Annotated in this window: 24 protein-coding genes; 10 read left to right on the top strand and 14 right to left on the bottom strand. The window is 72.5% G+C overall.

Annotated elements, in window-relative coordinates; all coding sequences use genetic code 11:
- Positions 1-6 precede the first annotated feature (6 nt).
- The 3 genes from ACFWP2_RS03410 to ACFWP2_RS03400 all read right to left on the bottom strand — a co-directional run bounded on the left by ACFWP2_RS03410 (position 7) and on the right by ACFWP2_RS03400 (position 2,225).
- On the bottom strand, positions 7-969 hold the full coding sequence (locus tag ACFWP2_RS03410; RefSeq protein ID WP_380447817.1) for a threonine/serine dehydratase: 963 nt from the start codon (positions 967-969) through the stop codon (positions 7-9).
- A gap of 3 nt (positions 970-972) precedes the next feature.
- Positions 973-1,431, bottom strand: a complete 459-nt coding sequence (locus ACFWP2_RS03405; RefSeq protein WP_030055719.1) for an Lrp/AsnC family transcriptional regulator — start codon at positions 1,429-1,431, stop codon at positions 973-975.
- 119 nt (positions 1,432-1,550) lie between these two features.
- Positions 1,551-2,225: a UbiX family flavin prenyltransferase gene (locus tag ACFWP2_RS03400; protein WP_380447815.1), complete on the bottom strand. Its 675-nt coding sequence runs from the start codon at positions 2,223-2,225 to the stop codon at positions 1,551-1,553.
- An 89-nt stretch (positions 2,226-2,314) separates the two neighbouring features.
- On the opposite strand from ACFWP2_RS03400, the gene ACFWP2_RS03395 reads away from it, so the two are divergent.
- Together ACFWP2_RS03395 and ACFWP2_RS03390 are read left to right on the top strand one after the other, a co-directional pair.
- Positions 2,315-3,058, top strand: coding sequence for a cyclase family protein (locus tag ACFWP2_RS03395; protein WP_380447813.1), 744 nt, complete (start codon positions 2,315-2,317; stop codon positions 3,056-3,058).
- A 67-nt stretch (positions 3,059-3,125) separates the two neighbouring features.
- On the top strand, positions 3,126-3,842 hold the full coding sequence (locus ACFWP2_RS03390; RefSeq protein WP_380447811.1) for an MOSC domain-containing protein: 717 nt from the start codon (positions 3,126-3,128) through the stop codon (positions 3,840-3,842).
- Between the two features lie 79 nt (positions 3,843-3,921).
- Here the strand turns inward: ACFWP2_RS03390 and ACFWP2_RS03385 are convergent, their stop codons facing one another.
- Complete coding sequence (locus ACFWP2_RS03385) at positions 3,922-4,746, bottom strand: TetR/AcrR family transcriptional regulator (protein WP_380447809.1); 825 nt, start codon at positions 4,744-4,746, stop codon at positions 3,922-3,924.
- 101 nt (positions 4,747-4,847) lie between these two features.
- On the opposite strand from ACFWP2_RS03385, the gene ACFWP2_RS03380 reads away from it, so the two are divergent.
- From ACFWP2_RS03380 to ACFWP2_RS03370, 3 genes are all read left to right on the top strand, one after another.
- Positions 4,848-6,074: an FAD-dependent oxidoreductase gene (locus ACFWP2_RS03380; RefSeq protein ID WP_380447807.1), complete on the top strand. Its 1,227-nt coding sequence runs from the start codon at positions 4,848-4,850 to the stop codon at positions 6,072-6,074.
- A 106-nt stretch (positions 6,075-6,180) separates the two neighbouring features.
- Positions 6,181-6,567, top strand: coding sequence for a glycine cleavage system protein GcvH (gcvH, locus tag ACFWP2_RS03375; protein WP_380447805.1), 387 nt, complete (start codon positions 6,181-6,183; stop codon positions 6,565-6,567).
- 63 nt (positions 6,568-6,630) lie between these two features.
- Positions 6,631-7,386, top strand: coding sequence for an alpha/beta fold hydrolase (locus ACFWP2_RS03370; RefSeq protein WP_380447803.1), 756 nt, complete (start codon positions 6,631-6,633; stop codon positions 7,384-7,386).
- 43 nt (positions 7,387-7,429) lie between these two features.
- Here the strand turns inward: ACFWP2_RS03370 and mqnP are convergent, their stop codons facing one another.
- Both mqnP and ACFWP2_RS03360 read right to left on the bottom strand, forming a co-directional pair.
- The gene (gene mqnP, locus ACFWP2_RS03365; protein ID WP_380448204.1) at positions 7,430-8,335 is read right to left on the bottom strand and encodes a menaquinone biosynthesis prenyltransferase MqnP; all 906 of its coding nucleotides are present in this window, start codon (positions 8,333-8,335) and stop codon (positions 7,430-7,432) included.
- A complete protein-coding gene (locus ACFWP2_RS03360) occupies positions 8,323-9,780 on the bottom strand; it encodes a menaquinone biosynthesis decarboxylase (RefSeq protein WP_380447801.1) in 1,458 nt (485 codons plus the stop codon). The genes mqnP and ACFWP2_RS03360 overlap by 13 nt, the downstream gene beginning before the upstream one ends.
- An 89-nt stretch (positions 9,781-9,869) precedes the next feature.
- On the opposite strand from ACFWP2_RS03360, the gene ACFWP2_RS03355 reads away from it, so the two are divergent.
- The 4 genes from ACFWP2_RS03355 to ACFWP2_RS03340 all read left to right on the top strand — a co-directional run bounded on the left by ACFWP2_RS03355 (position 9,870) and on the right by ACFWP2_RS03340 (position 13,496).
- A complete protein-coding gene (locus tag ACFWP2_RS03355; RefSeq protein WP_380447799.1) occupies positions 9,870-10,292 on the top strand; it encodes a PLD nuclease N-terminal domain-containing protein in 423 nt (140 codons plus the stop codon).
- Positions 10,293-10,744: 452 nt separating this feature from the next.
- Positions 10,745-12,346, top strand: a complete 1,602-nt coding sequence (locus tag ACFWP2_RS03350; protein ID WP_380447797.1) for an acyl-CoA carboxylase subunit beta — start codon at positions 10,745-10,747, stop codon at positions 12,344-12,346.
- A gap of 104 nt (positions 12,347-12,450) precedes the next feature.
- Entirely contained in the window at positions 12,451-12,660 is a 210-nt protein-coding gene (locus ACFWP2_RS03345) for an acyl-CoA carboxylase epsilon subunit (RefSeq protein WP_360342592.1), read from the top strand.
- A gap of 224 nt (positions 12,661-12,884) precedes the next feature.
- Entirely contained in the window at positions 12,885-13,496 is a 612-nt protein-coding gene (locus tag ACFWP2_RS03340) for a ScbR family autoregulator-binding transcription factor (protein ID WP_380447794.1), read from the top strand.
- Between the two features lie 88 nt (positions 13,497-13,584).
- Here the strand turns inward: ACFWP2_RS03340 and ACFWP2_RS03335 are convergent, their stop codons facing one another.
- A complete protein-coding gene (locus ACFWP2_RS03335; RefSeq protein ID WP_380447792.1) occupies positions 13,585-14,229 on the bottom strand; it encodes a ScbR family autoregulator-binding transcription factor in 645 nt (214 codons plus the stop codon).
- A gap of 347 nt (positions 14,230-14,576) precedes the next feature.
- Here ACFWP2_RS03335 and ACFWP2_RS03330 point away from each other — a divergent pair, with 347 nt between their 5' ends.
- Entirely contained in the window at positions 14,577-15,710 is a 1,134-nt protein-coding gene (locus tag ACFWP2_RS03330) for a ScbA/BarX family gamma-butyrolactone biosynthesis protein (protein WP_380447790.1), read from the top strand.
- A gap of 42 nt (positions 15,711-15,752) precedes the next feature.
- On the opposite strand, the gene ACFWP2_RS03325 is transcribed toward ACFWP2_RS03330, so the two are convergent.
- From ACFWP2_RS03325 to hemL, 7 genes are all read right to left on the bottom strand, one after another.
- Positions 15,753-16,139, bottom strand: a complete 387-nt coding sequence (locus ACFWP2_RS03325; RefSeq protein ID WP_380447788.1) for a hypothetical protein — start codon at positions 16,137-16,139, stop codon at positions 15,753-15,755.
- A 302-nt stretch (positions 16,140-16,441) separates the two neighbouring features.
- Positions 16,442-17,572: a c-type cytochrome biogenesis protein CcsB gene (gene ccsB / locus ACFWP2_RS03320; RefSeq protein WP_380447786.1), complete on the bottom strand. Its 1,131-nt coding sequence runs from the start codon at positions 17,570-17,572 to the stop codon at positions 16,442-16,444.
- A gap of 3 nt (positions 17,573-17,575) precedes the next feature.
- Positions 17,576-19,327 (bottom strand): cytochrome c biogenesis protein ResB, encoded by a 1,752-nt coding sequence (locus ACFWP2_RS03315; protein ID WP_380447784.1) that lies wholly within the window; start codon positions 19,325-19,327, stop codon positions 17,576-17,578.
- 2 nt (positions 19,328-19,329) lie between these two features.
- Entirely contained in the window at positions 19,330-20,106 is a 777-nt protein-coding gene (locus ACFWP2_RS03310) for a cytochrome c biogenesis CcdA family protein (protein ID WP_380447782.1), read from the bottom strand.
- Positions 20,103-20,720, bottom strand: a complete 618-nt coding sequence (locus ACFWP2_RS03305; protein ID WP_380447780.1) for a TlpA family protein disulfide reductase — start codon at positions 20,718-20,720, stop codon at positions 20,103-20,105. Before ACFWP2_RS03305 ends, ACFWP2_RS03310 begins: the two co-directional genes overlap by 4 nt.
- Positions 20,721-20,861: 141 nt before the next feature.
- On the bottom strand, positions 20,862-21,512 hold the full coding sequence (locus ACFWP2_RS03300) for a histidine phosphatase family protein (RefSeq protein WP_380448202.1): 651 nt from the start codon (positions 21,510-21,512) through the stop codon (positions 20,862-20,864).
- Between the two features lie 74 nt (positions 21,513-21,586).
- Positions 21,587-22,915 carry a glutamate-1-semialdehyde 2,1-aminomutase gene (hemL, locus tag ACFWP2_RS03295; RefSeq protein ID WP_380447778.1) on the bottom strand — a complete coding sequence of 443 codons (1,329 nt, stop codon included), beginning with the start codon at positions 22,913-22,915 and terminating at the stop codon, positions 21,587-21,589.
- Positions 22,916-23,138: the final 223 nt, after the last annotated feature.

The raw sequence follows: 23,138 nt of genomic DNA, 5'->3' as shown, positions 1-23,138 counted from the left end.
GTACGCCTATGCCGAGAGCAGCTCGGCGAGGAGTACCGGGTCGATGTTGCCCCCGCTGACCACGGCCGCGACCGCCTGGCCCCCGGTCTCGGCTGCGCGGTGGAAGTAGGCGGCCGGGGCGACCGCTCCGGAGGGCTCGGCGACCAGCCGGCCGCGGCGGGCCAGCACGGCCACGGTGGCGCGGATCTCGTCCTCGGTGACGGTGACGATGTCGTCCACGTAGGCGGTGACGTGCTCGAACGGCAGCACGCCGAGCGACGGGGTGCGCAGCCCGTCCGCGATGGTCCGGTAGGTGTCGGCGACCGGCCACTCGACCCGGCGGCCGGCCCGCAGGCTGGCCCGGGCGTCGGCGGCCAGCTCGGGCTCCACGCCGATCACCCGGATGCCGGGGCGGGTGAGCTTGAGCGCGGCCGCCGTCCCGCCGATCAGGCCGCCGCCGCTGACCGGCACCAGGACGGTGTCCAGCTCGGCCGGGGCGTCCTCGGCGATCTCCAGTCCGACCGTGCCCTGGCCCGCGATGACGAACGGGTCGTCGTACGGGGGCACCCAGACGTAGCCGTGCTTCCCGGCCAGCTCGGCGGGCAGGGTGTCCCGCTCCTCCGGCGCGACCAGGATCACCTCGGCGCCGAACGAGCGGGTGGCCTCCACCTTCACCGCGGGCGAGGTGTCCGGCATCACGATCACGGCCTTGACGCCGAGCGTCCGGGCCGCGTACGCCACCGCCTGCGCGTGGTTGCCGCTGGACTGGGCGACCACGCCCCGGGCGCGCTCGTCCTCGGTGAGCGCGGCCAGCCGGTTGTAGGCGCCGCGGGTCTTGAAGGCCCCGGTCGGCTGGAGGTTCTCCGGCTTGAGCCAGAGCCGCCGCTCCCCCTCGGCCGCCCAGGGGGCGGGAACCAGCGGGGTGCGCACGGCGACCCCCGCGATCCGCTGCCGAGCCGCCCGCAGCTCCTCCAGACCGACCAGCGCCATGCGTCACTCTCCTACAGGAGGAAGTTCACTCACCCGGTTCTCCCACTTCGTGGAGAGTACGACGGTGGTGCGGGTCCGGGCCACGCCCTTCGTGCCCGAGATCCGCTTGACCACCGACTCCAGGCCGGCCACGTCGGCCACCCGGACCTTCAGCATGTACGAGTCGTCACCGGCGATGAACCAGCAGTCCTCGACCTCGTTGAGGTCCTTCAGCCGGAACGCCACGTCCTCGTGGTCCGCGGCGTCGGTGAGCTGGAGGCCGATCAGGGCCGTGACGCCGAAGCCGAGCGAGGCCGGGTTGACCGTCGCCCGGTAGCCGGTGATGACCCCGGCCTGCTCCAGGCGGTTGATCCGGTCCGTGACGCTCGGGCCGGAGAGCCCGACCAGGCGGCCCAACTCGGCGTAGGACGCGCGGCCGTTCTCCCGGAGCGCCTGGATGAGCTGTCTGTCCACCGTGTCCATATACCGTCCGCGTCCTTCCGAACCTCACCAGACCCACAGATCATTATCCGGATTCAAAGGCGCCCTGCGCCGAACGACCCGGATATCGCAGAGAAGATACTCTCCCGCCCTCGGTCTCCTTACTCCCCCTCAGCCGGTGCGCCGTCGCCGTCGGCCGCCTTGCGGGCGGCCGCCCCCAACTCCCCTTCCCAGCGCAGGTACAGGGAATGCGGCACGTCGACGGCGTCCAGCACCCGTCCGGCCACGAAATCCACGAGTTCGCGCACGGTGGAGCCGCCGGCGTAGAAACCGGGCGAGGCGGGCAGGACGACCGCCCCCTGCGCGTCGAGCTCCACCAAGTGCTTCAACGTCACCCCGTTGAGTGGCGTCTCGCGCACGCAGACGACGAGCGGGCGCCGCTCCTTGAGGGTGACGCTGGCCACGCGCTGCAGCAGGTCCTTGCTCAGACCGAGCGCGATCCCGGCCACCGCGCCGGTGGTCGCGGGCACCACGAGCATGCCCTTGGCCGGGTAGGAGCCGCTGGACGGGCCGGCCGCGAAGTCCCCGGCGGGCCAGTAGCGGACGTCGTCCAGGCCCTCGTCGCTCCCGAGCCAGGCGGCCAGGTCGGTGCGCCAGTGGGCGTCCCGGAAGGAGATGCCGGTCTCGTCCAGGATGGTGAGCCGGGCGGCGCGGCTGACGATCAGGTCCACCGCCTCGCCGGCGGCCAGCAGCGCGCGGATCACCGAGGCCGCGTACGGCGTCCCCGACGCACCCGAGACCCCGACCACCCACGGCTGACGCTTCGCAGTTCCCATGGGGCAATTCTGTCCCGCCCCACCCGCGTGTTCGGCCCGGGCGGGCCGGGAAGGGGTCCGGGAGCCCCGGTCCCTGGAAGGATGGGCGCATGGCAGCGACCCTCGTCGACCTCACCCATCAGGTGACCACCGCGATGCCGGTCTACCCCGGCGATCCGGCCGTCCTGCTGGAGCCCGCGCTCACCACGGCCACCGCCGGGGTGAACGTGCTGGCCCTGCACCTCGGCTCGCAGTCCGGGACGCACGTGGACGCGCCGTACCACGTGGACGTCACCTGGCCGACCCTGGACGGACTTCCGCTGGAGCGGTTCACCGGCCCGGCCGTGGTCGCCGACCTGCGCGGGCTGGAGCCCCGGACGGCCGTCACCCCCGAGCTGCTGGCGCCCGCGCTGGAGCGGGTGGCCGAGGGGACCGTCCTGCTGCTGGCCACCGGCTGGGCCCGGCACTGGGGCACCGACGCCTACCTCGCCCACCCGAGCCTGACCCCGGCCGCCGCCGAGGCGATCGTCGCCGCCGGGGTGCGGACGGTCGGGGTGGACGCGCTCAGCGTCGACCCGACCCCCGACCCGGGCCCGGGCGATCCGGCGGTGGCCGCCCTGCTCGCCGACCTCACCGACGAGCACGACCACGAGACCGCCGAGGAGCCCACGCTGGCCGCCCACCGGGTGCTGCTGGGGGCGTCCGGCGGCGGGGTGATCGCCGAGAACCTGACCGACCTGAGGCCGCTGCTGGCGGCCCAGGAGGCCGGCCTGCCGGTGGAGGTCTCGCTGTTCCCGCTGCGGCTGGTCGCGGCGGACGGGGCGCCCGTACGGGCGGTGGCCCGGCTGGGCTGAACCGGCGGGTAGCATCCCGGGACTTGGTCTAGACCATCCCCCGTCTACGCCAGTACGCTGTTCGGCCATGGCTGAGATCATCGGAGTGATCGAGCGACTCTGGCGCTACCCCGTGAAGTCCACCGGCGGCGAGCTGCTCGACTCCGTCGAGGTGGACGGGCGCGGCCTGGCGGGCGACCGCCTCTACGCCGTCCGCGACGCGGCCGGGAAGCTCGGCTCGGGCAAGAACACCCGCCGCTTCCGCCGGATGGACGGCCTGCTCCGCCTCTCCGCCCGGCTCGGCCACCGGATCGACGGCCCCGAACTGTTCGATCCGCTCGGCCGCCCGGTCGACCGGCCGAACGCCTTCCTGCGCGCCTACCTCCAGCGCGAGGACGTCGAACTCACCCGCGAGGACGCCGTCTCGCACTTCGACCGGCTGCCGGTCAGCGTGCTCAGCACCGCCACCCTCGACTGGGTCCGCGAGGCCGTCCCGTTCGCCGTGATCGACGAACGCCGCTTCCGCCCCAACATCGTGCTGCGCACCCCTCCCGGCACCCCGCCGTTCGTCGAGGACGCCTGGCTCGGCCGCCAGGCGTCCGGCGAGGCCGCCGGCAGCGCCCGGCTCTCCTTCGTCGGCTCCAGTGAGCGCTGCGCGATGACCGGCGCACCGCAGCCCGGACTCCCGCACGCCCCCGAGATCCTCAAGGCCGTCGTGCACGCCCACGACGGCCGACTGGACGCGCTCGCCGAGGTCGCCGCCCCGGGCCGCCTGCGGGTCGGCGACCGGCTGCTCCTGGGCTGACCGTCACGCCGGCCGACCGACCGTCACTTCCCGTCCCGGTCGGGCACCGGACACTGCGACTCTCCGAACGCGGCCGCCCTCAGGGCGAGTCGGCGCCTCCCCGGGATTCCGCCGCCCGCGTCGCCCCACCCTCGGGGACGGCGACGGCGCGCAGGTAGGCGTCGACGAAGATGTCCACGGTCTCGTCCATCGAGGGCAGTTCGGCCCCCAGGGCGGGCTCCAGCACCGGCCGCATCAGGACGTGGTTGAGCAGCGGGCCGAGCAGCAGCTGCACCAACACGGGGGTGGGCAGCGGCCTCAGCCGGCCGGACCGCACGTGCGGGAGCAGCAGCCGGTCGAGGCTGTCGAGCGACTGCGGCAGGCTGGCGGCCATCACCCGGGCGGCGGGGCCGTCCGGCCGGCCGAGCAGGTCGGCGAAGACCGCCGGGACGATCCTCGGCTCGTGCGCGAAGGCCGCGACGAAGGTGGCGTGGAGCGCCCGGACGGTGTCCTCCAGGCGCTCCGGCGGGTCGGCCGCGAGGGCCTCCAGGCCGGGCAGCGCGGAGTGCCGCTCGAAGACGGCGGCGAGCAGGCCGTCGCGCCCCTCGAAGACGGTGTGCAGGCTGGGCAGCGAGCAGTCGGCCCGGTCCGCCACCGCGTCCAGGGTGACGCCGGCCAGCCCGCGCTCGGCCACCAGCAGCGCCGCCGCCTCGATCGCGCGCTCGCGCACCGGCGGCCGTCCGCCCGGGTCGACGCCCGACTCCCGGACCGCCTCGTCCAGCGCCGCCCGCGAGCCGCCGAGCCGGCGCAGCAGCGTGCTGCGGGAGATCCCGGCCGTCGCGGCGATCGCCGTCAGCGGGACGTCGGCGACGTCCTGGCCCCGTTCCTTCGCCGCCGTGAGGGCGGCCGTCACCAGCTCCTTCATGTGACGCATAGTACTACTTGACACCTGAGACGGTTCCACACATCCTGTATATGCAGGTTCCACACGGACAGTGATCGATCGAACACCGAAAGGGGAGAGCCATGAGCGTCGTGATCTCCGGGGGCGGGCCGGCCGGAATGATGCTGGGCCTGATGCTGGCGCGCGCCGGCGTCGGGGTGACCGTGCTGGAGAAGCACGGGGACTTCCTGCGCGACTTCCGCGGCGACACCGTCCACGCCTCCACCGTGCGGCTGATGGACGAACTCGGCCTCGGCCGGAAGTTCGCCGCCCTGCCGCAGAGCCGCCTCGGCAACCTGGTCGTCCGGGTGCCCGGCGCCGACCCCGTCGCGCTCAGCGCCTACGAGCGGCTGCGGCCCCCGTACAACTACATCGCCATGGTCCCGCAGTGGGACCTGCTGAACTTCCTGGTCGAGGAGGCCCGGCGGGAGCCCACCTTCACCCTGCGGATGGACACCGAGGCGACCGGCCTGCTCCGGGACGCCGGCGGCCGGGTGACCGGCGTCCGGTACCGCACCCGGGACGGCGAGGAGGGCGAGCTGCGCGCCGACCTCACCGTCGCCGCCGACGGCCGGCACTCCACCCTGCGCCGGGAGGCCGGGCTGGTGCCCGAGGAGTTCCCGGTGCCCTTCGACGTCTGGTGGTTCCGGCTCCCCCGGCACACCCACGAGCAGGCCCTGCCGCCCAGCCTCGTCCCCGGCTTCGGGCACGGCGACATGGCGCTGAGCTTCGCCCGGAGCGACTACTTCCAGGTCGCCTACTTCCGCACCAAGGGCGCCGACCCGCAGCTGCGCGCCGAGGGCGTCGAGCGGTTCCGCGAGCGGATCGCCCGGCTGCTGCCCCAGTACGCCGACCGGGTCGACCGGCTGGCCGGCCTCGACGACGTCCACCTGCTCGACGTCAGGCTGAACCGGCTGCACCGCTGGTACCAGGACGGGCTGCTGCTGATCGGCGACGCCGCCCACGCGATGTCCCCGGCCGGCGGGGTCGGCATCAACCTCGCGATCCAGGACGCCGTGGCGGCCGCCGCCCTGCTCGCCGAACCGCTGCGGCGCGGGCGCCCGACCGTGGCGGCCCTGGCCCGGGTCCAGCACCGCCGGTGGCGGCCGACCGTGATCATGCAGGGGGTGCAGCAGGTCCTGCACCACGTGATGTTCGAGCCGGTCCTCACCGGCCGGCAGTCCGGCCCGCCCACCCGGCTGGTGCGGCTCGCCCGGTACGTCCCCGGCTTCCCGTTGCTGCTGTCCCGGGTGATCGCCTTCGGTCCGCTTCCCGAGCACGCCCCGGCCTTCGCCCGGCGCGGCGCCTGAACTCACTCGATCGGGTGAGAGTCACGGCTCGGGGCCGGGGCCTGTAGCAGGCTCCTCCTCGAAGCCGACGAACCGCCGGCCAGGCGCCGATCCCACGGAGACCGCGATGTCCGACATTCCGACGAACCTGAAGTACACCAGGGACCACGAGTGGGTCGAGACCCTCGGGAAGGACCGGGTCCGGGTGGGCATCACCGACTACGCCCAGAAGCAGCTCGGGGACATCGTCTTCGTCGAACTCCCCAAGGCGGGATCGACGATCACGGCGGAGGAGCCCTTCGGCACCGTGGAGTCGGTCAAGTCGGTGAGCGACCTCTTCGCCCCCGTCTCCGGGACGGTCGCCGCGGTCAACGAGGAGCTGGACGGCTCCCCCGAGGAGGTCAACGCCAACCCGTACCACGACGGCTGGATGGTCGAGGTCACCCTGACCAAGCCCGCCGAGCTGAAGGACCTGCTCACGGCCGCCCAGTACACGGACCTCCTCGCCGAGTAGCGGCCGCCCGTTCCCCGCGGACCGTCCGTTCGGGCGGGCGGTTCGCGGGGAACGACCGTTGGCATGACGATCCCTCACCGCCTGACCGGCACCGGCGACCACCACGTCCTGGTCCTGCACGACTGGTTCGGCACCAGCGCGGGCTGGGGCCCGTTCCTCGACTACCTCGACGGCGACGCCTTCAGCTACGCCTTCCTCGACTACCGCGGCTACGGGCAACGCAAGGACGTCCCCGGCGCGTACACGCTCGCCGAGATCGCCTCCGACGCCCTCGCCCTCGCCGACCAGCTCGGCTGGGACCGCTTCTCGCTGGTCGGCCACTCGATGGGCGGCAAGGCGGCCCAGCAGGTGCTCGCCGAGGCGCCGCTGCGGGTGCGCAAGCTGGTCGGCCTGGCCCCGGTGCCGGCCGGGGCGTACCCGCTGGACGAGGCGGGCGAGGCGCTGTTCTACGGCGCCGCCGAGGACCGGGAGAAGCGCTTCGCCATCCTGGACCTGGTCACCGGACAGCGGGCCGGCCGGGTCTGGCTCGACCGCATGGTCGACCAGTCCCTGCGGCTGTCCACCCCCGAGGCCTTCGGCGGCTACGTCCGCGACTGGGCGACGGCCGACCTCCAGCGCCGGATCGACGGCAACCCGGTGCCGGTCAAGGTGATCGTCGGCGAGCACGACCTCGCCCTCACCGCCGAGGTGATGCGCGGCACCTTCCTCACCCACTTCCCCAACGCCCAGCTGGAGGAGCTCGGCGGCAGCGGGCACTACCCGATGTACGAGGCCCCGGTGGCCCTGGCGGTGGCGATGGAGGGCTTCCTGCACAACTGAGCCCGGCCGGGCGCGCCGGCGGGCCGGCGCGCCGTCACGGGGGTCAGATCCCGAGCCCGCGCAGGACCAGGTCCACCAGTGCGAAGAAGAACAGCGAGATGCCCACGAAGCTGTTGGTCTGGAAGAACGCCCGGTTGAGCTTCGACAGGTCGTTCGGCTTCACGATGGTGTGCTCGTAGACGAACGCGCCCGCGACGACCACGAGGCCGATCCAGAAGGCCACGCCGGCGTCCGTCAGGAGCGCGAACCAGCCCAGCAGGAGCGTGGTCAGGACGTGGCACACCCGCGCGCCCCGGATGGCGGCGGGGACGCCGTAGCGCGCGGGCACCGAGCGGACGCCGTGCTCGCGGTCGGACTCGACGTCCTGGCAGGCGTAGATCAGGTCGAAGCCGCCGATCCAGATGCCGACCGCCACACCGAGGACGACCGCGTCCCAGGACCAGCTGCCCGTCACCGCCAGCCAGGCGCCGACCGGCCCCATCGCCTGGGCCAGGCCCAGGATCGCCTGCGGGAAGTTCGTGAACCGCTTGCCGTACGGGTAGACCACCATCGGCACCACGGCGACCGGCGCGAGCGCCAGGCAGAGCGGGTTGAGCATCGCGGCGGAGCCGAGGAAGACCACCAGCGCGACGGCCGAGCCGACGTACGCGGTCTTCAGCGACACCGCGCCGGTGACGAGTTCACGCGTGGCCGTGCGCGGGTTCCGGGCGTCGATCTCGCGGTCGATGATCCGGTTGGCCGCCATGGCGAAGGTCCGCAGTCCGACCATGCAGACCGTGACGACGAACAGCTCGCCCCAGTGCACCCGCCGGTCGGCGAGGAACATGGCCGTCAGCGCGGCGATGTACGCGAACGGCAGGGCGAAGATCGAGTGCTCGATCATCACCAGGCGCAGGAAGGCCTTCGTACGCCCGGGCGTCTCGACGGCGGCCGTGCTCACAGTCCGTATTCCTTCCAGCGACGCGACACCAGCGCGGCCGTGGCCGGGTCCGAGGAGACCATCTCGGGCCAGCCGCCGTCCCGGGTGTAGCCCTCCTCGGGCAGCTTGCGGGTCGCGTCGATGCCGGCCTTGCCGCCCCAGAACTGCTGGTACGAGGCGTGGTCCAGGTGGTCGACCGGGCCTTCGACCACGGTGAGGTCGCGGCTGTAGTCGACGTTGCCGAAGGCCCGCCAGGCGACTTCCTGGTAGTCGTGCACGTCGCAGTCGGAGTCCACCACGATGATCAGCTTGGTCAGCGACATCATGTGCGCGCCCCAGATCGCGTGCATCGTCTTCTGGGCGTGCTTGGGGTACTTCTTGTCGATCGAGACGATCACGCAGTTGTGGAAGCCACCGGCCTCGGGCAGGTCGTAGTCGACGATGTCCGGGATGATGATCTTCAGCAGCGGCAGGAAGAACCGCTCGGTGAACTTGCCCAGCGGGCCGTCCTCCGTCGGCGGGCGGCCGACCACGATGGACTGGAGGATCGGGCGGCGGCGCATCGTCACGCAGTCGATCTTCAGCGCCGGGAACGGCTCCTGCGGGGTGTAGAAGCCGGTGTGGTCGCCGAACGGGCCCTCGGGGAGCATCTCGCCGGGCTCCAGCCAGCCCTCCAGGACCACCTCGGCGTCGGCCGGGACCTGGAGCGGCACCGTCTTGCAGTCGACCATCCGGACCCGCTCCCCGGCGATGAAGCCGGCGAAGAGGTACTCGTCGATGTCCCCGGGCAGCGGCGCGGTGGCCGCGTAGGTGACGGCCGGCGGGCAGCCGAAGGCGATCGCGACCGGGAGGCGCTCGCCGCGCTTGGCCGCCACCGCGTAGTGGTTGCGGCTGTCCTTGTGGATCTGCCAGTGCATGCCGATGGTGCGGCGGTCGTGCCGCTGGAGCCGGTAGAGGCCCAGGTTGCGGATGCCGCTGTCCGGGTCCTTGGTGTGGGTCAGGCCCAGGTTGAAGAAGGACCCGCCGTCCAGCGGCCAGGTGAAGAGGGCGGGCAGCTCCTCCAGGTTGACGTCGTCGCCGGTGAGCACGACCTCGTGCACCGGGGCGTCGGCCGACTTCACGTTCCGGGGCGGGACGTGCGCCATCGAGGCGAGCTTGCCGAAGGCGTCCCGGAAGCCGGTGAAGCCCTGCGGCAGCTCGGGCTTGAGCAGGCCGGCGATCTTCTCGGCGACGTCCTCCGGGCCCTTGAGGCCGAGCGCCTTGGACAGCCGCCGCTCGGTGCCGAAGACGTTCATGGCCAGCGGCATCGACGAGCCCTTGACGTTCTCGAAGAGCAGTGCCGGGCCCTTGGCCTTCTGCACCCGGTCGACGATCTCGCCGATCTCCAGGTGCGGGTCCACCTCCGCCTTGATGCGCTTGAGGTCGCCCTCGCGGTCGAGGGCCCGGAGAAACGAGCGGAGATCGTCGTATGCCATGCCTGTCAGTATCCGCCACCCGATAGCCTGGCCCGGTCAAGGGCCCCTGGAAGGCGCCCGCCGTCGTCGCCCGGGGGGAGATCCCAGCCGTGCCGAGGATTCTTCTGACCATCATCCTTCCGCTCGCGCTCTGGATCTGGGCGTTCGTGGACTGCCTGACCACGCCCGAGGACGAGGTGAAGCACCTGCCCAAGGTGGTCTGGGTGCTGATCGTGCTGCTCTTCCCGCCGCTGGGCCCGATCGCCTGGCTGATCGCCGGCAGGCAGCGCGGCTTCCTGCGGACCGCTCCCGCCGGCGCCCACCCGGGGTACCCGGCCGACGACCTCCCGGGCCGCCCCGCCCCGCGCGGCGGGCGCCGGCTCGCGCCGGACGACGACCCCGAATTCCTCGCCTCGTTGAAGAAGAGCGACAAAGACCACGAGGACATGCTCAAGCAGTGGGAGGCCGACCTGCGCCGTCGCGAGCGGGAGCTGCGCGACCGCGACGAGCCCGAGGACGGCCGGAAGAACTGATCGGAGCGGGTCCGCCCGCTCGCCCGGACAGCCCACCCCCAGTGCATGGGGTGGGCTGCGGCATTTTTGGTGCTTCCCTACGACTGCGCAACCCCTAACCTTGCTGACGTCCCCCTGCCCGCCGGGCTGGAGCGGGCCTGGGGCGGGCCCCGAGAGGGCCGGCCCGCCGCCCGGGGAGATGGCCCTGACCTGCGCTTTTCTTCATGCTCAGATCATCGGACCATCATCTTTCCGACAACCCCCGGTATCCAGATGAACACCGAGCGCGCAGTGAACGAACCGACCGCTTCTGTACAGGCCTGACAGCTAAACGAACCCGACCTTGTACGGAATCGACGCCGAAACCAGCGCACGGCCCCTCGTACAGTCATAAGTGAAGAAAGTGATTCGCAGCCGGGGGCACAGCAGACGTTGGCTGTCGGACAGTTCCCTCACCCTTGGAGTGGTTCGAGATGACGGTTGTGCATGAGGCGCCGGTCGACGGCGAGGTCCCCGAGGTCCCGGCCGACGCCCGCGGGCGGGTCGCCGAGCTGCACGAGCTGCGCGAGAAGGTCCGCCGCGGCCCCAGCGACAAGGCCACCGAGGCCCAGCACGCCAAGGGCAAGCTGACCGCCCGCGAGCGCATCGAGCTGCTGCTGGACGAGGGCTCCTTCCAGGAGGTCGAGCCGCTCCGCCGGCACCGTGCCCAGGGCTTCGGCCTGGAGGCCAAGAAGCCGCACACCGACGGCGTGATCGTCGGCTGGGGCACCGTCCACGGGCGCACCGTCTTCACCTACGCGCACGACTTCCGGATCTTCGGCGGCGCGCTGGGCGAGGCCCACGCGCAGAAGATCCACAAGATCATGGACATGGCCATCGCGGCCGGCGCCCCGCTGGTCTCGCTGAACGACGGCGCCGGCGCCCGCATCCAGGAGGGCGTCACCGCCCTGGCCGGCTACGGCGGCATCTTCCAGCGCAACACCAAGGCCTCCGGCGTCATCCCGCAGATCTCGGTGATGCTCGGCCCGTGCGCCGGCGGCGCCGCGTACTCCCCCGCGCTGACCGACTTCGTCTTCATGGTCCGCGAGACCTCGCAGATGTTCATCACCGGCCCGGACGTCGTCCAGGCCGTGACCGGCGAGAAGATCACCCAGAACGGCCTCGGCGGCGCGGACGTGCACGCCGGCGTCTCCGGTGTCTCCCACTTCGTCTACGACGACGAGCAGTCCTGCATCGAGGAGGTCCGCTACCTCCTGTCGCTGCTGCCGCAGAACAACCGCGAGATGCCGCCGCCCGTGATGAGCGAGGACCCGGTCGAGCGGCGCAACGACAGCCTGCTGGACCTGGTGCCCGCCGACGGCAACCGCCCGTACGACATGCGCAAGGTCATCGAGGAGGTCGTCGACCACGGCGAGTACCTGGAGGTCCACGAGCGCTGGGCCACCAACGTGCTCTGCGTGCTCGCCCGGATCGACGGCCACGTCGTCGGCATCATCGCCAACCAGCCGCAGTCGCTGGCCGGCGTGCTGGACATCAACGCGAGCGAGAAGGCCGCCCGCTTCGTCCAGATGTGCGACGCCTTCAACATCCCGCTGGTCACCCTGCTCGACGTCCCCGGCTTCCTGCCCGGCGTCGACCAGGAGCACGGCGGCATCATCCGGCACGGCGCCAAGCTGCTGTACGCGTACTGCAACGCCACCGTGCCGCGCATCTCGCTGATCCTGCGCAAGGCCTACGGCGGCGCCTACATCGTCATGGACTCCCGCTCCATCGGCGCCGACCTGTCCTACGCCTGGCCCACCAACGAGATCGCCGTGATGGGCGCCGAGGGCGCGGCCAACGTCATCTTCCGGCGCGAGATCAACGGCGCCGAGGACCCGGACGCCATGCGCGCCCAGAAGATCAAGGAATACAAGAGCGAGCTGATGCACCCGTACTACGCGGCCGAGCGCGGCCTCGTGGACGACGTCATCGACCCGGCCGAGACCCGCCAGGTGATCGCCTCCGCCCTGGCCATGCTCCGCACCAAACACGCCGACCTGCCCAGCCGCAAGCACGGCAACCCGCCGATGTAGCGGCACGCTCCGCCGCGCGGGCACATCGCCCGCGCCCCGCGGCAGCGGCCCGTACGCACCGGGCACCCACCTCAGACCACAGCAACCGGGGGAGAAACCAGGACATGACCGCTTCCGCCGAACCCCTCGTCCGCATCGTCCGCGGCAGTCTCACCGACGAGGAACTCGCCGCCCTGACCGCCGTCCTCGCCGCGCGCGCCGCCGCCGCGCAGCAGGCCGCCGCCACCGCGCCGATCGAGCCGATCGCCAACTGGCAGCGCCTGGAGCGCCGCCCGGCGTACTACTCGCCGTTCAGCTGGCAGCAGGCCGCCTGACGGCCCACGGCCCGAGCCGACGGCCGGTCACCCCACCCGGGTGACCGGCCGTCCGGCGTTCGCCCGGTACCGCACCGCCGGCGCCCCCGCCCGGTCGGCAGCGGCCGGAAGGGCCCGCGGAGGGCTCGGTAGGATGCCTACTACCGGACGGTATGCGTCCGCCGCCCCGTCCGCCCCCGTAGGATCGGCCGCTGCCGAGACCAGAACACTCCAGGGAGGCTGCGATGGCCAGGCAGGCCCGCGCACTGGCGACCCGCCAGGCGGTACTCATCGCGGCGGCCGAGGTGTTCGACGAGCGGGGCTACGCCGCCGCCACGATGTCCGAGATCCTGGACCGGGCCGGTGTCACCAAGGGCGCGCTGTACTTCCACTTCCGCTCCAAGGAGGAGCTGGCGCTCGCCGTCATCGAGGGACAGGGCGTCTTCATCTCCGGCTGGACCCCGGCCTCGGACAGCGCGGTGCAGAACCTGATCGACCTCGGGTACGCCTTCGCCCGCGCGCTCCAGACCGACCCGCTGGTGCGCGGCAGCATCCGGCTGACGATCGAGCACGGCAGCTTCACCCAGCCGCAGCTCGCGGCCTACCAGGGCTGGATGGACACGGTCCGCGTGCTGCTGGAGCACGCCCGGGAGGCCGGCGACCTCCACCCGGGCGTCGACCTGACCGCGGCCGCCGGGGTGATCACCGGGGCCGTCACCGGCATCCAGCTGAGCTCCCAGGTGCTGGCCGACCGGCAGGACCTGATCCAGCGGTTGTCCGACCTGTGGACGCTGCTGCTGCCGGGGCTGGTCCAGCCGCACGCACTCGCCCGGCTGAGCGTCGCCGAGCGCACCTGAGCCGGGCAGTTCCGAGCCGGGCGACGTCCCGAGCCGGGCGCACCCGAGCCGGGCGCACCGTGAGCCGCAGGGGTGGGCCCGCCCCGGTTCAGACCCGGTAGCCCGCCCGCCGCTCCGCCGCCACCAGGGCCGGCAGCGCCGCCGTCCAGAGCCGGGTCACGGCCTCCGGCCCGGGCCGGTCGGTCTCCTCGCCCGCGAGCAGCACCTGGCCGGCCGCCGCCGCGGTGAGCAGTTCGGCGGCGGCCCGCCGGTCCACCCCGGGGCACAGCTCGCCGGCCTCGGCGGCGCGGTCCAGCAGCCGCTGGACGACGGCGGTGAGGCTGCGCCAGGCGACGTCGGGGGCCACCGGGACGGGCCGGCCGTCCGGCCCCTCCTGGGCGCCGTCCCGGCGCGGCCCGGGCCGTCCGAGCCGGACACCGGCCCGCACCACCACGTCCTCGCGCAGCATCCGGGCCAGCTCGTGCGAGAAGTCGATCAGACCCTGGAGCGCCGGGCCGTCGGCCCGCAGCGCGCGCAGCGCGGCCGAGCCGACCTCCCGCCCGGAGGCGCGGCGCACCCCGTCGGCGAGGGCCTGCTTGGACACGAAGTGGAAGTAGAGGGCCCCCTTGCTCACCCCGGCCCGCCGGCTGATGTCGACCAGGCTGGCGGCCTCGAAGCCCACGCGTGCGAAGGTCTCCGCGGCGGCGAGCAGTACGGCCTGCCGGGTCCGCCCAGCCCGTTCCTGCTTGACCACTGGCCCCCTCCGGACTCGGCCGGGCGCGATCCCCGCCCACCCGGCTGCTGTCGGCGCGGCCCCTGCGGGGACGCCACCCACATGCGGACGGAACCTTCCGAAACCGCATGGTTGGTATCTAATCTAGCGCCTGATTCGCCCCCGCCGTCCAGCGGGGACAAGCCCCCATCGATGGTCCGGAACCCCCTGAACCGGCATTCCCCCAGCCCACGGGGCGGGTAGCGTGATCGGGCCGGAGAGTGCGGCCTGGGCACCCCAGTCGCCAAACACAAACCGGGTGGTATGTATGTTTTGCTCGGACGGCCATGGCGGCCGCTCCGACCGACACCCTGAAGCGGGGGCCCGTCATGCCATCGATCGTAGAGCCGGACCCGCACGGCCCGTACGCCCACCCCGGCCCGGGCAGCGGTGGCGGCTTCGACTTCCACGACGGCCCCGCGACCGGCTACGACTTCCACGACCGGACGGTCTCCCGGCACCTGGTGCACCGCGCCTCGGTGTCCGAGGTGTTCCTCACCGGCTGGCAGGCCACCGGCCCGTACGACTTCCTGCTCGGCGCCCAGTGGCCCCGGCTGCACGGCTTCTACCGGCTGCCCGGGGACCGCTACCACGACCCGGTGCTGCTCGCCGAAACGATCCGGCAGGCCGGACTGCTGATCGGCCACGCCGGGTTCGGGGTGCCGCGCGGCCACCACTTCGTGATGGAGGACCTCTCCTACGCGCTCGACGGCCCCGGGCTGCCGGGCCTGGCCGTCACCACCGGCCCCGCCTCGCTGATGCTGACCGTCGGCTGCGAGGACGTCCGGATGCGGCACGGCGAACTGGTCTCCCTGCGGGTGTGCGTCGACGTCACCCGGGACGGCCGGCCGATCGGCCGCGGCACCGGCCGGCTGCGGGTGGTCTCCCCCGCCTCGTACGCCCGGCTGCGCGGCCCCGCGCGGCGCACCGCCCCACCGCTGCTGCCCGCCCCCGCCGCACCCGAGCTGGTCGGCCGCGCGCAGCCCGCCGACGTGGTGCTCGGCCCGACCCTGGCCCCGGACACCTGGCTGCTGCGGGCCGACGCCACCCACCCGGTGCTGTTCGACCACGAGCTGGACCACGTGCCCGGCATGCTGGTGCTGGAAGCCGCCCGGCAGGCCGCCCAGCGGCTGCGCCACCCCGTACCGGTGGTCCCGGTCGAGCTGGTGACCTCCTTCGACCGCTACATCGAGCTGGACCGGCCCTGCTTCGTCCGGGCCGTCCCCGAGCCGGCACCCGGGCCCGCCGTCGAACCGGCCGCCGCGCCGACCCCGGCGGACGGCCGGCTGTCGGTGCGGGTCCAGCTGGTCCAGGACGGCCGGCCGGCGGCCGAGTGCGTGCTGCTCACCGCGCCGCTGGACGGGCCGGCCGAGGGCCCGAGGGTGCCGGCCCGGCGGGACGCCTACGACGGCCGCCCCGCCGCGCCGGGCCTCGGCGGCACCCGGCTGCCGCTGGCGAGCTGATCCCCGCCGGTCGGCCGGCCCCCGCCGCACGGCCGGTCCCCGTCAGGCGGCCACCAGCGCGGCCGGCCGGCCCGCGTGCATCACGCTGAGGTTGGTCGCCAGCCGGACCGGGTCCTGGGCCAGCCACAGCCGCAGCGCCGCGCCCAGGGCGGCGCTGGCCGACTCGACCCGGACGTCGGTGATCTGCGCGATCCGGGCCGCGCCCGGCACCAGCAGATCGGCCAGCGGGGTCGGCAGCCAGACCGTCAGGGCGCACGGCGCGGGCATCGCCAGCGCCCCCAGCAGCCGGTAGGCGTCCCCCGGCGCGCTGAGCGTGGGGATGATGTCCAGCAACGCGTCGGACACCACCTCGGACACGTCGCTCCGGTGTCCCTGGGCGAGCCGGCGGAGCAGCATGCGCTCGGCGGCGGTGATTCGGACGGTCAGCATGACCTCGTCGCACTCCATTGCGCGATTTCCTCCTCAATTCCCTCTCGCACCGACCGGCGGCCGGCACGCACTACCCCTGTCGCACCCAGGGCTGGTCTCCCGGGTCCTTGCCGGGTCCGCGGCGCCGGGGCACGCACCTCGCCGCGTTGTCGTCGGTCGCCAATGCTCCGCAGTGGCTCCCTCCTCCGCCTTGCGATGCACGCACCCCAACACCGCGCCCTGATCCGACAAAACCCGGGAGACCAGCCCGGCCCGGCTACCTGTGGGAGAGAGCCGGGCCGGTGGGTGATCGTGTGTCCCGGTCAGATCCCCGCGTAGGAGTGCTTTCCGGTGACGAAGATGTTCACGCCGTAGTAGTTGAAGAGCCAGCAGGCGAACGCCGCCAGCGCCAGGTAGGCGGCCTTGCGGCCCTTCCAGCCGGCCGTGGCGCGGGCGTGCAGGTAGCAGGCGTAGGCGACCCAGGTGATGAACGACCAGGTCTCCTTCGGGTCCCACTCCCAGTACTTGCCCCAGGCCGCCTCGGCCCAGATCGCGCCCGCGATGATGGTGAAGGTCCACAGCGGGAAGACCAGGGCGTTGATCCGGTAGGACAGCTTGTCGAAGGTCGACGCGGCGGGCAGGCGGCGCCAGATCGAGGCCGAGGTGCCCAGCGGACCGGTGGTCAGGCCGGCCGCCATCCGCTTGTCGAAGGAGTCCTTGCCGAGGTACAGCAGCGTCGCGATGAACGCCGCGTAGAAGGCGCCGCCGCAGAAGATCGCGGTGGACACGTGGATCGCCAGCCACGGCGAGTGCAGTGCCGGGACGAGCTGCTCGGAGTCGGTGTACAGCACCGTGGTGGCGATGCCGAGGGTCAGCAGACCCGCGAGGACGACCGGCAGGCCGAGCCAGCGGACGTTCTTCTTCGAGGCGAGCAGCACCAGGTACGCCGCCGTCATGGCGAACGCGAAGGCGCAGGAGAACTCGTACATGTTGCCCCACGGCCAGCGCGAGACCGAGAGGCCGCGGGTGACGATCCCGCCCGCGTGCAGCGCCGCGCCGAGCACGGTGAGCGAGACGGCGATCCGGCCGGCCAGGTCGGCCCGCTCGTTGGTGCCGGCCGCACCCGGGCCGTCCTCCTCGTCCGCGCCGCGCCCGCTGGTGACCACCGTCGCGCCCTCGCCCGCGACCGCGGTGCGGGTGAGCGTGGTGGTGCCGCCGCCGGCGCCCGCCACCGTGACGGTGACCTTCTTGGCGGCCCTGGTGTCCGCGGCGGCCACGCTCTCGGCCAGGCTGACCGACTGCTCCTTCGAGCGGACGGCGACGGCGCCCCTGCTGCCGAAGGTCCACTCGATCATGTGGGCGAACATGGCGAGCGTGTAGACCACCATCGCCGAATAGATCAGCTTGTTGGAGAGGTCGGCCAGCTGTGGGTCGACCGCCGAGGCGAGTTGCACCGTCTACTCCTTGGAGTTCTGGTCGGCAGGGACTGCGGGGTCCGAGGACGCGTCCGGGGCGGTGGGGGCCCCGGTCTCCTCGGGTACGTCCGTTTCGGTGGCGTCGTCCTCGTCCTCGGAGGCCGGGGCGTCGTCCTGGAGGTCGACCGCGAGCTCAGCCAGCTCCTCGGCGATCTTCGCCGACTCGCTGCGGGCCAGGCCGGCCAGCTCGACCTGGGTGCCGCCGCCCGGCAGGGCGACCGCCCGCACCCAGATCCGGCGGCGCTGGATGAACAGCGAGCCGATCAGACCGAGGATCGCCAGCACGCCGCCGACCAGGGCGATCTCGTTGCCCGGGCGGTGCGTGATGTTGAAGCTGGCCCACTGCTTGTAGCCCTCGAAGGTGACGGAGCCGTAGCCGTCGGGGAGGGTCCAGCCCTCCCCCGGCTTGAGCCTGGCCTTGGCCGGCTGGCCGTCCTGGATCAGCTGGGTGAGCTTGCGGGTGTTGAGCTGGTAGACGTTCTGCGGCAGGCCGGAGTCGGTGCCCAGGTCGCCGGCGAAGGCGTTCAGCACCAGTTCGGGGGCGGCGTCACCGGGGAACAGCGAGACGGGGCCGGTGCCCTCGAAGCTCAGCGGGGCGGTCGGCAGGAAGAACCCGGAGAAGCCCATCTGGGTCTTGTTGCCGTCGGGGCCCACGCCGTAGTCGGAGGCCTTCACCACGCCGGTGGAGGTCAGGTTGCCGTCCTGCGGCAGGAACGGGACGGCGCCCTGGTAGACGACGTCGCCCTTGCCGTTCCTGAGGGTGACCACGGGGGCGTAGCCGTGGCCGATCAGGTAGACCTTGCTGCCGCCGACCTCCAGCGGGTGGTTGACCTCGATCGTCGACTTCTTCAGCTTGGACGGGTCACCGCCCTCGGAGTACTCGACGTGCGCGGTGAACTGCCGGGCGGCGCCGATCTGGTCGCCCTTCTCCTGGAACTTCGAGGTGAAGCCGTCCAGCTTCAGGTAGAAGGGGTCCAGGTCCTGGCTGTCGTAGAACCGGGTGCCGGTGAAGTCGTCGAGCTGGGTGATCGTGTTGGAGTAGGCCTCGCCCTCGACCATCAGCTTGCCGCCGGTGCCGGCGGCCAGGCTGGACCAGGCGAAGCCGCCGAGCAGCGCGAACAGCGACAGGTGGAACAGCAGGTTGCCGACCTCGCGCAGGTAGCCCTTCTCGGCCGCCACCGCGCCGCCGGACAGGTGGGCGCGGAAGCCGCGCTTGCGCAGCAGCCGGTGCGCGGCGGCGTTCACCCGGTCGGCGTCCGCCTCGGTGCGCCAGGCCGCGTGCACCGGCATCCGGGTCAGGTTGCGCGGGGCGGCCGGCGGCCGGGAGCGCAGCACGCCGACGAACTGCCAGGTGCGCGGGACGATGCAGCCGGCCAGTGAGACGAACAGCAGGATGTAGATCGCGGAGAACCAGACCGAGCTGTAGACGTCGAAGAGCTGGAGCTTCTCGTAGATCGGCGCGACCGTGGTGTGCTGCGCCTTCCAGGTCTGCACCTTGAACTGGTTCTGCCCGTTCTGCGGGATCAGCGAGCCGGGGATGGCGGCCAGCGACAGCAGGAAGAGCAGGATCAGGGCGACCCGCATCGAGGTCAGCTGGCGCCACATCCAGCGGGCCCAGCCGAACGGCCCTATGCCGGTCGGGCCTTCGGACTCGACCGGCGCGGTGCTGAGCCGCTCGGCGGCGCCGTCGTCCGGCGCCGGGGGCTGCTCGGTCTCGGTCGTGGTGTTGCTCACGGTCAGATTCCGATCTGGAAGTCGGCGGTCCAGGACTGCAGCTGGCTCATCATCGAGTCCCAGATCCCGGTGACGAGCAGCAGACCGACCGCGACGAGCATGCCGCCGCCGATCCTCATGACGAGCGGGTAGTGCCGCTTGACCCAGCCGAAGGCGCCCAGCGCCCGGCGGAAGGCCACCGCGGCCAGGATGAACGGTACGCCGAGGCCCAGGCAGTAGAAGGTGGTCAGCAGCGCGCCGCGCTGGGCGTCGGCCTGGTTGAGGGCCAGGTTCTGGACGGCGGTCAGGGTCGGGCCCATGCACGGGGTCCAGCCGACGCCGAAGACCACGCCGAGCATCGGGGCGCCCAGCAGGCCGACCGCCGGGCGGCGGTGCGAGCGGACCTCGCGCATGCTCAGCCCGGGCACCAGTCCCATGAACGCCAGGCCCATCACCACGGTGAGCGAGCCCAGCACGATACTGATGATCCGCTTGTAGTCCTGGAGCTCCTGGCCGAAGTAGCCGAACAGGGCTCCGGTGGAGACGAACACCGCGGTGAAGCCGAGGATGAACAGCACCACGCCGAGCAACATCCGGCCGCGCCGCGAACCGCGGGCGTCCGCGAGGTCGGCGGCGGAGAAACCGGTCACGTACGACAGGTAGCCGGGGACCAGCGGCAGCACGCACGGCGAGAAGAACGACGCCAGCCCCGCCACCAGCGCGACCGGGGCTGCGGCCAGCAGCGCGCCGCTCTGGACGGTCGAGGTGGCGTCGGCGAGGTGAGGGAGCGGCAGGCTCACTGCTTCTGCTCCGCGACCACCGGCTGGAGGATCGACTCCAGCGCGTCCTCGGTGGTGCCGCCGACGGCGCGGGCGGCCAGCTTGCCGTCCCGGTCGACGATCAGGGTGGTCGGGATGGACTGCGGGTTGAGGCTGCCCTTGGGGAACTTGAGCAGCTGGGTGCCGGCCGGGTCGAAGAGGCTCGGGTAGGTGACGCCCTGCTCCTGCTCGAAGCGGACGGCGTTCTGCTTCTCGGTGTCCCGGGTGTTGATGCCGAGGAACTGGACGCCCTGGTCCTTGTACTTCTCCGAGACGTTCTGGAGGCTCTTGGCCTCGGCCCGGCACGGACCGCACCAGGAGCCCCAGACGTTCAGCACGACGACCTTGCCCCGGTAGTCGGAGAGCTTGGCCGCGGTGCCCTCCAGCGTCTCCCCGGAGATGTCCGGCGCGTCCCCGCGCTTGCCGGCCTCCGCCGTCGACAGGTTGGTGCCCTTGACCGTGACGAAGCCGACCTGGCCCTCGCCGCCACCCGACGAGCCCGAGGAGGAACAGCCGGTGAGGGCGAGCGCAGCGGCGGCGACGGTGGCGGCGGCTGCTGCGGCGACACGGGGACGGCGGCGCGTCATGGCAGACATGTGAAAAGTTTCGCATGGAGTTCCGGGCGGGTTCGCCGGGGTCCTGCCTTGCGCGTCGCACCCCCTCTGACCTGCGACGAAATCGGGTCACCCGGCGTTCGCCGGGTGACCCGAAGTCATACTTACACGCCGCTTACGGGGCTAGGCGCCGAAGCTCTTGCCCACCGGCTTGTCGCCCTTGCGGCCCTTGCCCACCAGGTGCGCGGGCAGCAGGTCGCGGGCCGGCTCGCGGTAGCCGACCGAGACGATCCGGTCGCCCTCGAAGGTGAAGCTGGTCAGCGAGGCCAGCGAGCACTGCCGGTTGCGCGGGTCGTGCCAGAGCCGGCGGCGCTCCACGAAGGAGCGGAGGGTCCAGATCGGCAGCTGGTGGCTGACGCAGACCGCCTCGTGCCCGCGGGCGGCGTCCCGGGCGGCCCCGATCGCGCCCATCATCCGCACCGCCTGGTCGAGGTACGGCTCGCCCCAGGAGGGCTTGAACGGGTTGGTGAGGTACTTCCAGTAGCCCGGGTTGCGCAGCGAACCGTCGCCGACCCCGAAGGTCTTGCCCTCGAAGACGTTCTCCGCCTCGATCAGCCGTCCGTCCACCGCGATGTCCAGGCCGTGCGCCTCGGCGATCGGCGCGGCGGTCTCCTGGGCCCGCTCCAGCGGGGAGGCCACCACGTGGGTGACGTCCCGGCCGGCCAGGTCCTCGGCGACCCGCTCGGCCATCTTCCGGCCCAGCTCGGACAGGTGGTAGTCCGGCAGCCGCCCGTACAGGACGCCCTCCGGGTTGTGCACCTCGCCGTGCCGCATCACGTGGACGACGGTGATCACTTTGGCGCTCACTTCTCGACTACTCCTGGGAATCGGGTTCGGGCCGCGACGGGTCAGGCCGTGGCGGCGGCAGCGGCGCGCGCGGCGGCCGGCAGCGCGGCGGCGATCCGCTCGATCGCCCGCTCGTCGTGGGCCGCCGAGACGAACCAGGACTCGAAGGCGGACGGCGGCAGGTAGACGCCCTCGGCCAGCATCGCGTGGAAGAAGGCGGTGAAACGGTACGCCTCCTGGGTCCTGGCCTCGTCGTAGTTCGTGACCGGGGCCTCGGTGAAGAACACCGAGAACATGTTCCCGGCGGTCTGCAGCCGGTGCGCCACGCCCTCCTTGGCGAGCGCGTCGGCGACCAGGCCGGAGATCTCGGCGGCGACCTTGTCCACCGTCGCGTACACCTCGTCGGTGCAGCCGCGCAGCTGGGCCAGGCCGGCCGCGGTGGCGACCGGGTTCCCGGACAGGGTGCCCGCCTGGTAGACCGGGCCCGCCGGGGCCAGGTGCGCCATCACGTCCGCGCGGCCGCCGAAGGCCGCGGCCGGGAAGCCGCCGCCCATGACCTTGCCGAAGGTCAGCAGGTCCGGCGCCCAGCCCTCGTTCGCCGCCTCCAGGCCGTACCAGCCGGCCTTGGAGACGCGGAAGCCGGTCATCACCTCGTCGGAGACGAACAGCGCGCCGTTCTCCCGGCAGAGCCGGGCCAGGCCGCCGTTGAAGCCGGGCAGCGGCGGGACGACGCCCATGTTGCCGGGCGAGGCCTCGGTGATCACGCAGGCGATCTCGCCCGGGTGGGCGGCGAAGGCCCGCTCGACGGCGGCCAGGTCGTTGTACGGGAGCACGATGGTGTCGCCGGCCTGGGCGCCGGTGACGCCCGGGGTGTCCGGCAGGCCGAAGGTGGCCACGCCGGAACCGGCGGCGGCCAGCAGCGCGTCCACGTGACCGTGGTAGCAGCCGGCGAACTTGACCACCTTCGCCCGGCCGGTGAAGCCGCGGGCCAGCCGGATCGCGGACATGGTGGCCTCGGTGCCGGAGGAGACCAGGCGGACCTGCTCGACCGGGGCGACCCGGGCGACGATCTCCTCGGCCAGCTCGACCTCGCCCTGGCCGGGGGTGCCGAAGGAGGTGCCGTGGGAGACGGCCCGCTGGACGGCGTCGATCACCGCGGGGTGCGCGTGGCCGAGGATCATCGGACCCCACGAGCACACCAGGTCGACGTACTCGCGGCCGTCGGCGTCGGTGAGGTAGGGGCCGGTGCCGGACACCATGAAGCGCGGCGTGCCGCCGACCGCGCGGAAGGCGCGCACCGGGGAGTTGACGCCGCCGGGCGTCACCACGGAGGCGCGGTCGAACAGCGACTGGGACTGGGGGGCTTCGTAGGGGTAGCTCACAAAAGACATGGTCTCAAATCGTGTCCTCACGCTCTGCATGTCCGACCCGATCATCTGGAACGATGATCCGGGCACCGTTGTCTGTACGGTTGTCCGTACAGCAGGGGCCGCTGACTGCACCGGACCGGGGACCAGTCAGACTGTGTACACAGAGTGCGCAGGCGTTCCGGTTTGTGTGCAGGGGTGTGGAGAGGACTGCCGCGTACCGCGAGTGGGTACGGCGGCGCATGAC

The organism is Kitasatospora sp. NPDC058444, assembly GCF_042721415.1.
GTDB lineage: Bacteria > Actinomycetota > Actinomycetes > Streptomycetales > Streptomycetaceae > Kitasatospora.
Note: the sequence above shows the minus strand (reverse complement) of the source record. Positions and strands in the feature narration are given on the sequence as shown.

What these genes read in the sequence shown, in the direction of transcription:
- ACFWP2_RS03410 (WP_380447817.1), bottom strand. Translation starts at nt 969, where the DNA reads ATGGCGCTGGTCGGTCTGGAGGAGCTGCGGGCGGCTCGGCAGCGGATC.
- ACFWP2_RS03405 (WP_030055719.1), bottom strand. Translation starts at nt 1,431, where the DNA reads ATGGACACGGTGGACAGACAGCTCATCCAGGCGCTCCGGGAGAACGGC.
- ACFWP2_RS03400 (WP_380447815.1), bottom strand. Translation starts at nt 2,225, where the DNA reads ATGGGAACTGCGAAGCGTCAGCCGTGGGTGGTCGGGGTCTCGGGTGCG.
- ACFWP2_RS03395 (WP_380447813.1), top strand. Translation starts at nt 2,315, where the DNA reads ATGGCAGCGACCCTCGTCGACCTCACCCATCAGGTGACCACCGCGATG.
- ACFWP2_RS03390 (WP_380447811.1), top strand. Translation starts at nt 3,126, where the DNA reads ATGGCTGAGATCATCGGAGTGATCGAGCGACTCTGGCGCTACCCCGTG.
- ACFWP2_RS03385 (WP_380447809.1), bottom strand. Translation starts at nt 4,746, where the DNA reads ATGAAGGAGCTGGTGACGGCCGCCCTCACGGCGGCGAAGGAACGGGGC.
- ACFWP2_RS03380 (WP_380447807.1), top strand. Translation starts at nt 4,848, where the DNA reads ATGAGCGTCGTGATCTCCGGGGGCGGGCCGGCCGGAATGATGCTGGGC.
- gcvH (WP_380447805.1), top strand. Translation starts at nt 6,181, where the DNA reads ATGTCCGACATTCCGACGAACCTGAAGTACACCAGGGACCACGAGTGG.
- ACFWP2_RS03370 (WP_380447803.1), top strand. Translation starts at nt 6,631, where the DNA reads ATGACGATCCCTCACCGCCTGACCGGCACCGGCGACCACCACGTCCTG.
- ACFWP2_RS03360 (WP_380447801.1), bottom strand. Translation starts at nt 9,780, where the DNA reads ATGGCATACGACGATCTCCGCTCGTTTCTCCGGGCCCTCGACCGCGAG.
- ACFWP2_RS03350 (WP_380447797.1), top strand. Translation starts at nt 10,745, where the DNA reads ATGACGGTTGTGCATGAGGCGCCGGTCGACGGCGAGGTCCCCGAGGTC.
- ACFWP2_RS03345 (WP_360342592.1), top strand. Translation starts at nt 12,451, where the DNA reads ATGACCGCTTCCGCCGAACCCCTCGTCCGCATCGTCCGCGGCAGTCTC.
- ACFWP2_RS03340 (WP_380447794.1), top strand. Translation starts at nt 12,885, where the DNA reads ATGGCCAGGCAGGCCCGCGCACTGGCGACCCGCCAGGCGGTACTCATC.
- ACFWP2_RS03330 (WP_380447790.1), top strand. Translation starts at nt 14,577, where the DNA reads ATGCCATCGATCGTAGAGCCGGACCCGCACGGCCCGTACGCCCACCCC.
- ACFWP2_RS03325 (WP_380447788.1), bottom strand. Translation starts at nt 16,139, where the DNA reads ATGCTGACCGTCCGAATCACCGCCGCCGAGCGCATGCTGCTCCGCCGG.
- ACFWP2_RS03305 (WP_380447780.1), bottom strand. Translation starts at nt 20,720, where the DNA reads ATGTCTGCCATGACGCGCCGCCGTCCCCGTGTCGCCGCAGCAGCCGCC.
- ACFWP2_RS03300 (WP_380448202.1), bottom strand. Translation starts at nt 21,512, where the DNA reads ATGCGGCACGGCGAGGTGCACAACCCGGAGGGCGTCCTGTACGGGCGG.
- hemL (WP_380447778.1), bottom strand. Translation starts at nt 22,915, where the DNA reads ATGTCTTTTGTGAGCTACCCCTACGAAGCCCCCCAGTCCCAGTCGCTG.